The organism is Limnospira sp., from assembly GCF_051859755.1.
GTDB lineage: Bacteria > Cyanobacteriota > Cyanobacteriia > Cyanobacteriales > Microcoleaceae > Limnospira > Limnospira fusiformis.
In genome coordinates this window covers 17656-29414 of record NZ_JBIMLI010000010.1, presented here as the reverse complement: position 1 = coordinate 29414, position 11759 = coordinate 17656, and the positions used below count along the sequence as shown (strand labels likewise).

General features: G+C 47.3%; 9 protein-coding genes. All 9 read left to right on the top strand.

Annotated elements, in window-relative coordinates; all coding sequences use genetic code 11:
* Window positions 1-327 precede the first annotated feature (327 nt).
* Window positions 328-2478 carry a VMAP-C domain-containing protein gene (locus ACTIE0_RS03285; protein ID WP_006670065.1) on the top strand — a complete coding sequence of 717 codons (2151 nt, stop codon included), beginning with the start codon at window positions 328-330 and terminating at the stop codon, window positions 2476-2478.
* 13 nt (window positions 2479-2491) lie between these two features.
* Window positions 2492-3535, top strand: coding sequence for an AAA family ATPase (locus ACTIE0_RS03280; RefSeq protein ID WP_006670064.1), 1044 nt, complete (start codon window positions 2492-2494; stop codon window positions 3533-3535).
* Window positions 3535-7845, top strand: coding sequence for an SAV_2336 N-terminal domain-related protein (locus ACTIE0_RS03275; RefSeq protein ID WP_006670063.1), 4311 nt, complete (start codon window positions 3535-3537; stop codon window positions 7843-7845). Before ACTIE0_RS03280 ends, ACTIE0_RS03275 begins: the two co-directional genes overlap by 1 nt.
* The gene (locus ACTIE0_RS03270) at window positions 7778-8020 is read left to right on the top strand and encodes a hypothetical protein (RefSeq protein ID WP_150105356.1); all 243 of its coding nucleotides are present in this window, start codon (window positions 7778-7780) and stop codon (window positions 8018-8020) included. The genes ACTIE0_RS03275 and ACTIE0_RS03270 overlap by 68 nt, the downstream gene beginning before the upstream one ends.
* A gap of 244 nt (window positions 8021-8264) precedes the next feature.
* Complete coding sequence (locus ACTIE0_RS03265; RefSeq protein WP_006626224.1) at window positions 8265-8897, top strand: DUF488 domain-containing protein; 633 nt, start codon at window positions 8265-8267, stop codon at window positions 8895-8897.
* Complete coding sequence (locus ACTIE0_RS03260; protein ID WP_006626223.1) at window positions 8887-9333, top strand: DUF488 domain-containing protein; 447 nt, start codon at window positions 8887-8889, stop codon at window positions 9331-9333. The genes ACTIE0_RS03265 and ACTIE0_RS03260 overlap by 11 nt, the downstream gene beginning before the upstream one ends.
* A gap of 9 nt (window positions 9334-9342) precedes the next feature.
* Window positions 9343-9984, top strand: coding sequence for a dual OB domain-containing protein (locus ACTIE0_RS03255; protein ID WP_006626222.1), 642 nt, complete (start codon window positions 9343-9345; stop codon window positions 9982-9984).
* Between the two features lie 310 nt (window positions 9985-10294).
* A complete protein-coding gene (locus tag ACTIE0_RS03250) occupies window positions 10295-10870 on the top strand; it encodes an RNA-guided endonuclease InsQ/TnpB family protein (RefSeq protein WP_006626220.1) in 576 nt (191 codons plus the stop codon).
* A gap of 51 nt (window positions 10871-10921) precedes the next feature.
* On the top strand, window positions 10922-11314 hold the full coding sequence (locus tag ACTIE0_RS03245; protein WP_315639236.1) for an RNA-guided endonuclease InsQ/TnpB family protein: 393 nt from the start codon (window positions 10922-10924) through the stop codon (window positions 11312-11314).
* The last annotated feature ends 445 nt before the right edge of the window (window positions 11315-11759 follow it).

Genomic DNA, 11759 nt, shown 5'->3' with positions numbered 1-11759 from the left:
AACTTCTGTAAAGAAATGTAAAGAAATGTTACGAAAATTTTTTTTCTGGGGGGGTTCCTTGCTTTTTTGGGAAACCTGGGCTATACTTTTAAATAATGGGAATATTGCTAATTTTTTTTAAAGGATACATATCTCAATTATGAAACTGTACATAGATATAGTATCATGGCTTGGCAGCACCTGTCAAGCCTAGCGGCACAAGAATTCCCAGACAGCAGCAGAAGGTTAATCCGGTGGAATCAAAAATCCCAGAAAACCATGACCCCAGACATCAGATTTCTAGGCGGTTTCTGGTAGAATCAGTCCATGAGTTAGACGGAGCAGGATATGGCGGTCAGAAAGCCCCTTTATCGGCTGGGAGTATTTGGAGCCTGCTATGTTGCAACCTGCACATTCCCCCCAGCCTTGGGTGTCGTGGGGTTACTCTCGAACCCAGAGGCTCAAGAGTTTTTAGGGGAAACTTGCAAGGCTATTGGCTCAGTTTTAGCCGGGAATGTGGCCAATGAGTTAGGGGATGCCACCACCGGACATCCTGGCGTTTCTTTAAAAAACCACGATTTAATTCAAGCCGTTGGCAAAGCGATCGCCGCCATTATTACCGATAAAGCCGTCCCTAAGTTTAAGCATGATAGAAAGACTCGTCACCATCTTCTGAAGATTGCCGAAATCACCCCCGACAAATGGGTAGATTTATGGAGTCGTTGGCTAAATGAAGAGACAGGAGAATCGGAAAGATACCCAGAACTTGGTGAGGGTAAACTCCCAGATATCCTGATTCCAAAGGGTGATGAAATCCTGGAACTGGAAGATTGGCAAGATATTTTTGCTCGGCTGAATATGGCAGCCTGTCCGGGTGGAGGATTTAAGTTTCCTGATGGAGTCTTTCCCAGAGTTTCCCAACTGCTTCATGATGAATTCCCCAAAGCCTTCCGTGAAACCCTCAAGGAAGATTTTGCCGAAGATGGTAAAGCCTTCGCGGGTTTAATGTTGGATTTACTGATTGGGTTGCGGAGTGACTTGGCTCGGCTCAATGAACAGCAAAATGCTCAGTTTGAAAGTGTTTTAAGCCAATTGCTAAAACTCAAAAATGACGGCGAAGCGAGTCAAGCCTATCAGATTCAAGAGTTTGCCAAAATCCAAACATATTTTGATGACTTACAGCGTCAACTTGAGGGAAGCGAAGAACAACAACGGCAAACCCTGCGAGAGATTTCCGCAAGGCTTGAGTCGAGTTATGGCAGTATTCGAGATATTTTAGGAACCATTCCCCGGCAGCTTGAAGAACTTCAAGCCGGTATTGACCAAGCCAATCAAGGAATTGAGGAAATCAAAACTCTAATCAAATCATCGACTATCCTCCCCATTCCTGGAATTTTTGAAGATAGAAAACCCATGAATTTAGAAGGGATATCGCAACAAGTTCTTCAAATATTGCAGCGTATTGGTTATGATAAAGATGTCATAGAGTTTGCCCATACTGAATTACCAGATGATGCTATTTTAGAGGATAAATTTTCACCTTCTGAACTCAGCAGCTTGACCCAGATTTTGCGGTATCAATGCTTAGATAAATTCTTAAACTTATTGGAAAATCAGACATCCCAGAAAGAAGCCGATAATTTACCCCATCCCTTAGAGTCTTATGTGCTGGTTACTGTGGAGTCCCAGAAAAAGTCTGAGCAATTCATCGTCAAGGCTTGGCTAGTGAAGGATAATTCCTTAATCCAAAATGACCCCAATACCGCGTTTAAGCCGCTGTTAGATGAACCTGGGGAATATGGGTTAAGTTGTACTCAGGCGGAGATTCAGAGTGTGTTAAATCAATGTCTCAGAAAAGCCTTAAAGTTGCTGAGAGGAAAGCGGTATCATTTAACGATTGAAGTGTTTTTGCCCAAAGAGTTTCTCAGTACCGAAGTTGACCAATGGCAATTAGAATTTGACCCCATTGATAGTGAATTTTGTTGGGGGATGAGGTACGGACTGCGAGTGCGATCGCTCGAACGATTAAATCTCGATTATCTTGACAATTACCTCAATCAGTGGTATGAAAACTGGGGGAAAGTCAGCCAGATTTTAGACCAATATCCCCCGTTAGAAAGTTTTGAGAGCCTAGAAGACCTCCACAGCTTCAACTCTCGGCAACTGCCCCACCAATTAACCCAGAAAATAGGCTTAAAGTTGACTTGTCCCACCGCCTCTGAGCAGTTCCAGGTTTTAGTCAAAGCCATGTTACAAGCAGCAACACCGATCGCCCTTTGGCCCCGATGCCCTGATGCCAATTCCAACTATGCTGAGAGTATCAATCAACTGCTCACCTGTCGCCCTTTGCGTCAGTTAACCGAGTCAGTCCAAGAACTGCGATCGCAATCCCGAGGAAATGGACCCGATCATCTCGGATGTCATTTAGGCTTTCTCTGGGAAGACCCTTATCGTCTCACCCCGGAGATGATGATTGAACTGATGCAACCGGGAGAATAACCCACCTAACCCTATGAACACCTGGAAAATCTTTCAAGGAAATCGTGACCCCCATGATGGGATTGAGAAATTGCCGCCTCCTCCGAGTTGGCGACAGTTTACCGGAGTAGAAGAGAGTTTGGTGGAAGAAATTGCCAGCCGCTGGAACGATTTTTTACAGACTTTGGACTCGGAAACTCGCGACCAAAAACGGGGGAAAAGTTTTCGGATTCATAGCCCTGAGACCCAGGAGCAAAATCGGGTGGTGAATATGGTCAATGCTGCCTTATATCTGAGGCGACCCCTGTTAGTAACCGGGAAACCGGGAACCGGGAAAACCTCCTTAGCCTATGCGGTGGCTTACGAATTGAAACTGGGTCCGGTGTTGCCGTGGTATATTACCGCTCGTTCCACCTTGCAAGATGGACTCTATCGTTATGATGCGATCGCCCGTCTCCAGGACGTTCAAATGGGGGATAAAAGTAAAGATATCGGTCGTTACATCACCCTCGGTCCATTAGGAACCGCCCTCTTACCCGCTCATCGTCCCAGAGTTCTACTCATCGACGAAATTGATAAAAGTGACATCAACCTCCCCAACGACCTCCTCAACCTATTTGAAGAAGGGGAATTCCCCATTCCCGAACTCGCCCGCATTAGCCCAGAGCAAAATCAAGTCGAAGTCACCACCGCTGATGGAATTTCAGTTCCCGTCCAAAATGGGAAAATTCGCTGCTGTAACTTTCCCTTGATTATCCTCACCAACAATAAAGAACGGGATTTTCCCCCAGCTTTTCTCCGGCGTTGTTTAAGACTATCCATGCCCGATGAAGCCAATCCTGCCGCATTAAAAGAAATTGTCGCAGCCCATTTAGGAGAAGATAGCCTCACCCAAGACCCCGCCAAAATCAATCAACTCATCGAGCAGTTTCGCAACCGTCGCAGTCAGGGAGAGCTTGCCACCGACCAACTCTTAAATGCCATTTATATGGTGACGCGGGAGTTAAAACCGGAAGTCAGTGACGAGCAAGACCTCGTAGAAATCTTAATGAAATACCTTAACAGTTCAGAAGACTAATGAATCCCCACTTGGTTCAAGCCTTACAACAGGAATTTCAACTCTCCGCCCAAGATATTGCGGATATCTTTTGGCTGGCTTGCCACATTGACCAATATTCTGAATCTGTAACCCCCCCAGAGGAAGCCAGTGCTTCTCCTGGGGCTGAACCCCCCACCGACAGCAGCAGTTCATCCCAACCGCCCACAGAACCAGCCCCTCAACCCCCTAACCCAGAGGATTCCGCCACAACCCCTCCAGAGAATCTCCCAGAAAACCAACCCCCTGCCCCTGCTACCCCAGCAACCCCCCAACCGCCCCAAGGGGAAATTGTCCCCAAACCGGAACCCAGTCAAACGGCTGCTGGTGGAGGGGGTTTACCGATTTCAGTTCCCGATGCCCCCTCACTCCGGGAACCTCTGACCTTAGCCAGAGTCTTAAAACCCCTGATGCGTCGAGTTTCTGGGGGACGAGATTGGGTGATTGATGAAGTCGCCACTAGCGAACAAATTGCCAGCCAAGGGATTTGGATTCCGGTTTTAAGACCTCGCCTAGAACCTTGGTTAGACTTAGATTTAGTGATTGAGGATTCCCTCTCGATGTTGCTGTGGCGGCATACCCTGCGAGACTTAGAAAAACTCCTCAAGAACTATGGAATTTTCCGAGATGTCCGAGTTTGGAGTTTGCTCACCGATAACCCGGAAGCGGTCAAAATTCGGCGGGGGATTGGGGCAACGGCGAAACATCAAGCCCCTCGCAGTCCCAAGGAATTAGTCGACCCCACTGGGCGACGGTTAGTGATTGTGGTGAGTGATTGTGTGTCGAAGGTGTGGCGAGAGGGGAAAATGACTCCCATTTTAGACCTGTGGGCGAAACGGGGGTTGATGGCTATTTTGCAGATGCTGCCTGAATGGATGTGGAAAAGAAGCGGTTTAGGTTGGGAAGCGTTGGTGAGGTTACAGGGACTCAATCCCGGAGATTGGAATCAGAATTTAAAGGTTGATGAATTCCCCTTGTGGTGGGATGAGGAAGTGGCTCATTCGGTGGTGAAAGTGCCGATTTTTACCTTAGAACCGGAATCCGTAGGGACTTGGGCGCGATTATTGGCGGGGAAAGGTAAAGTTTGGGCGGCAGGATATCTATTTAAGTGTGCAGAACATCAAGGACGGAGGCGCAGACCCAATTCTGGGGGAGAATTGACGGCGGAAAAGCGGGTAAACGGGTTTCGGGCAACGGCTTCTCGGGTAGGGCGGAAATTAGCCGGGTTGTTGGCGGCAGCCCCTGTGATTACCTTACCTGTGGTGCGGTTGATTCAGGAAAATTTGTTAAAAGAGTCGTTGCCAGTCCATGTAGCGGAGGTGTTTTTGGGTGGGTTATTGCAGCCGATATCGGAGATTAATATCGATACTGACCCAGAGTTGGTGCAATATGATTTTATGCCGGGAGTCCGGGAGTTATTGTTAGAGTTGATGCCGGTGGATGAGACGGTGAGGGTGATTGATGAGATTTCTGGTTATGTGGCGAGGAATTTGGGCTTTGCGGTAGAAGATTTTGGGGCGATTTTGAGAAATCCGCAACAGTTAGGGGAAGGGGAAGTTCAGGGGAATGCGATCGCTTTTGCCCGGGTAACGGCTCAGGTTTTAAGGTCATTGGGAGGAGCATATATAGAGTATGCGGAACAGTTGGAATCCTCCTCTGTAGTTGAGGAACCGCCACCGCCCACCGAAGAACCGGAACCTGAAGAGAATCAGCAAACAGTATTAGAACGATTTTGGGCGCAACTGTTGCAAGCGGAAATGGAGGGCGATACAGCAGCCGTCCATCAGGTGATGCGGGAAAATATGGGATTGATTGTTCCTGAATTAGGAGAAATTATTGCCCAGTTTGTGCAGAGAGTTCTGGCTGAGAATCCTGACCAAGCAGAAGAAATAGCCCAGTTAGTCGAAAGTACCTGCATCAGTATTCAAGAATTCCCAGAGGGTCGGTATGCAGAAACGTTAGAAATTGCTATCCGGGGCTATGATGCGCTGTTGGCATTAGGGGCTGATAATTCAGCAAAGGCACGAACTCTAACGAATCTGGGGAATGTTTACCGGACTCGGGCGGAATTGGGTATGAATCTGGCAGCGAATTTGGAGAGGGCGATCGCTGCCTACGATGAAGCAGCAGCCATTCGGCGGCGGTTGGGGTTAGACAAAGACCTCTCCTCTACTCTGACTAACCTAGGGAATGCTTACCGGACTCAGGCAGAATTGGGTATGAATCCGGCAGCGAATTTGGAGAGGGCAATTACTGCCTACGATGAAGCCGCCGGGATTCGGCGGCGGTTGGGGTTAGACAAAGACCTCTCCTCTACTCTGACGAACCTAGGGAATGCCTACCGGACTCAGGCAGAATTGGGTATGAATCCGGCAGCGAATTTGGAGAGGGCGATCGTTTGCTATGAGGCGGCGTTAGAAGTCTATACCCGTGATGCCTATCCTGAACAATGGGCAAGCCTTCAAAATAACCTGGGTTCTGCCTACTCTGAGCGTATCAAAGGAGACCCAGCCGAGAATATTGAGAGGGCGATCGCCTACTATAAAAGCGCTTTATCCATTTATACCCCCTCCTCTTTCCCCTTTGAATGCCTGACCACCGCACGCAACCTAGGCGACCTCACTTACAACCTCCAAAACTGGGAAATCGCGATCGAAGGCTACAATCAAGCCATCCTTGCCATCGAACAAAGCCGCTACTGGGCCTCCTCCGAAGCCACCAAACGCGAACTCATCGCCAACTCCCTCGATATCTATCAAAACATGGTGCAAGCCTGCATCAACCACCAAGACTACGCCCAAGCCTTACTCACCGTTGAACGCAGTAAATCCCGCACCCTCATCGAACTCCTCAACAGCGCCCACCTCTACCCCAAAAACGCCACCGACGAACAAAAACAACGCATCAGCGACCTGCGCCGTCAAATCGCCATCTACCAACAACAACTAGCCTTCACCCCCAGGGATACTCTCACCCCCACCACCGAAAACAACCCCAACCAACCCTCACCAGAAACCCTCATCCGGCAACAACTCGAAGCCGCTAACCAGCAATTGCAAGCCCTGCTTACGGAACTCGCCGACCCCAACTTTACCCTCACCCAACAAGTCCTCCCCGAACTCCCCGACTTGAGCCGCCTCCTCCCGCCCCAAACCGCCCTCATCGAGTGGTATCTCCCAAGCGAAGCCGACTCCGGATTTTACGCCTTCCTCGTCTCTCGCCGCCGAGACGAGCAAATTCAGATTACCCCCCACCACTTCAGCGCCGAGGACCGCCAACACCTCGACCAAGCCATCAGCGACTACCGCAGCAACTACGGACAACCCACCTGGAATGACCAACTCCCCCAACGCCTGGAAACCCTCAGCGCCGCCTTGCAACTCCCCCGCTTTCTGGGTGAATTATCCCAGATTAAACAGCTTATCCTGATTCCCCACCGGGAACTGCACATCATCCCCCTCCATGCTCTCCCCGTCTCTCTCCCCTCGCCTTCTGGGAGTGAAACCAAACCCCTGCAAGACTGGTTCCCGGTGCAATATGCCCCCAGTTGTCAAATTCTCGACAGCCTCCAGCAGCGTCCCCCCCTCAAGCGGGAAATAGCCCCCTTCTTCGCCATCCAAAACCCCACGGAAGACCTGGACTATGCGGAGTGGGGGGTGGAACTGTTGCGTCGCCAATTTAGCCCCCATCAAGTCTTGCGTCGCCACCAAGCTACCCGGGATAATTTAACCCAACTCCAAACCCAAACCTTCCTGGAGCAGAGTCACACAGTCCACTTTGCTTGTCACGCTGCATTTGACGATCGCAACCCCCTCAACTCCTATCTGAGACTGGCAAATAGGGAAAAGCTGACGTTTGCCGATATTGTCAACGATCTTAATCTTCCAGTGTGTCGCCTCGTAGTTCTGTGTAGTGACAAAACGGGCTTAGTGGAAATCTCACCCACTGATGACTATGTGGGATTATCCAGTGCCTTTTTATTGAGCGGAGCGCGAACGGTGGTCGCCAGTCTCTGGAATGTGGATGAACTGGCGGCGACTCTGGTGATGCTGCGCCTCTATCACATTTTACCCGATTATCCCTCGGTTGCCGTGGCGTTGCAAGCGGCTCAAACCTGGTTGCGGGGGGTATCTTGTGATGATGTTCTTGACTGGCTCAAACATGAATTCAAAGCGACGGAGGAAGAATTGGAAGAGGTGGAAGACCGTTTGAGTTTATTTGAGCATGACCCTCCCTTTGAGTCTCCTTGCTACTGGGCGGCGTTTGTGGCGATCGCTGGCCTGTCGGGATAATTATAGCCCTGGGCGTTGGGGTAGTTACGGGTTATCAACTCCCCAGTGCCAAAATCCTGCTGCGTGTGCGAATACATTGGGGGCAATTTTCGCCTCGACCTCCCCGTTAATCTTTGCAGAAGCGATCGCTTTTCCCTGGGAAGCTAATCCGGGGGATAATTGGCCTATGGCATAGGGGTTATGGGATAGGGGTTATGGGTTATGGCCTATGGCATAGGGGTTATGGGATAGGGCGATCGCAGTTGTGCTGAGTTGCCCTTGTCTGATGAATAGTTAGATATCCCCCCTCTACCTGATTGGGAAACTGGTTAAGATTGACAAGCCAAGCGCGTCTGTACTATCATAATAACCACGGTTCATATACCTGGATGAACCCTACTATATAAGATGGTATGACTAGGTAACAACAGAGGAGCAGCATGGAGTTATTCAGTATCGGTCACTCTAATCATGAGATAGATGCTTTTATCTCCCTGCTCCAAAAGCATCAAGTAACCGCTGTTGCTGATGTACGTTCACATCCCTACAGCCGATTCTTGTCACATTTCAATCGCTCATCCCTACAAGAGTTTCTCGCTAAAGAGGGAATTCAATATGTTTTTCTGGGACGGGAACTGGGTGCAAGACCTAGTAACCCCGACTGCTATATCAATGGTAAAGCCGTATATGAAAGAATTGCCCTCACAGATGCGTTTCACCAAGGAATTAAGCGACTTCAGAAAGGTTTGAAAAAACATAAGATTTCGCTGATGTGTGCTGAAAAAGATCCATTAACCTGTCACAGAGCCATCTTGGTCTGTCAGCACTTACGGGATTTGGATATCCCTATAAATCACATCCTCAAGAATGGTGATTTAGAATCTCATGAGCATTTGGAAGATAGAATGCTTGTCAAGCATGGTTTTAGGGATTTTGGCGATTCACAAGAAGTTCAGCTTTCCCTATTTTCCCCCCAAATTTTACCGACAAGAGAAGAATGCTTGAGCCAAGCTTATCGACTTCAGGGGGATGAGATTGCTTATGTCGAACCGGATAATAGCCATGAAAAATAAGGTTGATTTATTCACCATAGGTTTCACTAAAAAGAGCGCACAAAATTTCTTTGAAACTCTTAAAAAAGCAGGTGTTAAGACAGTTATAGACACTCGCCTAAATAACGTATCTCAATTGGCGGGATTCGCTAAAAGAGCCGACTTAGAGTATTTCTTGAAAACTATCAACGATATTGATTATGTGCATATTTTAGACTTGGCTCCCACCAAAGATATTCTTGATGAGTACAAAAAGAAAAAAGGAGATTGGTCGATATACGAGCAGAAATTTTTAACGCTGATGGAGGAGCGTCAAATCGAAAAAAAACTGTCCCCAGATTTAGCTCATGGAGCCTGTTTGCTTTGCAGTGAGGCTAAACCTCATAACTGTCATCGTCGCTTAGTTGCTGAATACTTAAACCAAAAATGGGGAAATATAAACATTCATCACCTATAAGTCGTAAGGATGATGTCAAAATTAATTTGTCTTGCTAATTCTCGGAAGAACAATGACCGTTGTATTGCTGGGATAGAAATATCTACAGGTAAATGGGTTCGTCCTGTGACTAGATTGGATGATGGTCGCATTCCGGTAAATATGTCTCAGATTAATGGAAGGCTTATCCAACCTCTGGATATCGTTGATATACCTCTAAGTGATACAGGAAATGGATATGAATACGAGAATAGACTGATTTTAAGGGGTTCCTGGAAGCACATTGGCAGAGTTAGCCCTATGGACGTAGTTTGTTATTGTGATGATGAAATTATTCATAGTCATTGTCATGATTGGCTGAATGCTATCCCCTATTCATACATATCTTCATTGCCTCGCCATCAAAGACGTACATTACAAATAGTCAAGGTTGACGGGTTTAAAACTTGGTGCAATAATTACGGGAAGTGGAAAGGGGAAATTCCTTTAGAGGGCGGTAACAGCTTGGTCTTAAACGTGACTGATCCAGAGCTTTGTACTAAACTAGACAATGACTATATTTTAAGTCCTGAATGTCTGGTGGTTCTTAGCCTTTCTCAACCTTGGAAAAAGCGGAATTCTGATGATCAGCTTCTATGTTACAGGCTAGTGGTTGCTGTTCTGGAACTGTAAATAAACCCGCCCCGGCAAAAACCAACTTTTTCCTCGCAGACAACATAGCCCAAGTCCGATGGACTCAGGCTATGCTTTGATCATATAGGCCAGCGATTTTATAAAAGGGGTGCTGGCGGTTTACTAAAGTAGTTAATTCTCATCAAACCATGAGATTGTGAAGATCTTGTGGAGGAAATCAAGAAATTTTCACCAAAATTTTGGCTATGGATCTGACGAAAATCACACGGGATGCCCGCAAGCCCTCGTCTTTCAAGGGAGGGTTAGGGCGACTCGCGGGTTTTAACCCGCGTTTATTTTTTAGGCTATAATGGCTGATACCAGCGCGTACAGTGTCAAAATGTTGGTGATCGAATACAAAGTCCAACCCAAGCCACATCAAGTCGAAGCCATTGATGAAGCAATACGGACAGCACAGTTTGTCGGCAATAAGGTGCTTCGTTATTGGATGGACAATCGTGGCATAGGTAAGGTTGACTTATTTCGATGCAACACAGCACTGCGGAAGGTGTTTGATTTGGTCAAGGATTTAAACTATCATGCTTGTCAAACGACAGTTGAAAGGGTTCTCGGTGCCATTACTCGTTTTTACGAGAATTGCCAAAACCAGGTCAAGGGGAAGAAGGGGTATCCAAGATTCAAAAAACATTCTCGTTCGGTAGAATATAAAGTCTCTGGATGGAAACTATCAGACAATAAACGGCAGATCACTTTTACCGACCAAAAAGGTATTGGTAAGCTCAAGCTGATCGGCTCTAGGGATATTAATTACTATCAGCCTGAACAGATTAAGCGAGTGAGGATTATTAGACAAGCAGATGGATATTATGTTCAATTCTCCATAAAATTAGATCCTAGAGATACCATAACCCCTTTAACTCCTTAGGCCAAAAAACATTTAAGAGTAAGCAGACAGCGAGAAGAGTTTGTCAAAAGCGTGGCACTCCGTTTAGTCCAATCTAACGGTTTGGTAGTTTGTGAAGACTTGAATGTTCGAGGTATGGTTATAAATCATCGTTTAGCCAAGTCGATAACCGATGCAGGATGGGCTACTTTTAAACGATGGCGAGGGTATTTTGGGGATAAGTATGGCAAATTGGTTATTGCTGTTCCACCCCATAATACTTCTCAGAATTGTTCTAATTGTGACCAAAGGGTAGAAAAGTCGTTATCTACTCGCACTCATGTCTGCCCTCATTGCAGATATACAGACTTCCGTGATAGAAACGCTGCTTTAAACATATTGCCAAAAGGATTAAGTATGGTGGGGCGCACCAAATCTCAAGCTTCAGAGATTTGCCCTCTAGTTTGGTTGGAGAAATCCTGCTAAATTATGGCAAGTCTATGAATGAAGAATCCCCGTCTATTTAGAGCGGGGAGCGTCAAAACAAGGGTAGTTGCTCAGGGAATTTTTGGGTAAGATTTGTTTGGGTTATGCCTAAACCCGCTGTGGGGACTGCGGATAAGTCATCATACCGGACGATTGATTCTGTGGGTTGCACCACGGCTACTGCTGGAAGTTTTAAGATCTCAACACGCTGAAAGCTCGGTGGCTTGGTAGCCCCGTCTCTTTAACGGGGAGGAAAAGCGACAGGCGTGCTTACGCCAGCGGGTGCTATGGTATCATATAACTGCCTTCTCTAAGACCCGAATGAAAGGGGCTTAACATCCCGTGAGGGCAGACTTGCATAATGCAGAAATGTCGGTAGCAAAGTGGTTTCATCGGCGAGAGGCAAAAGGGACATCGAAAAAAAGTAAAGGGAAGCCTTATGGCT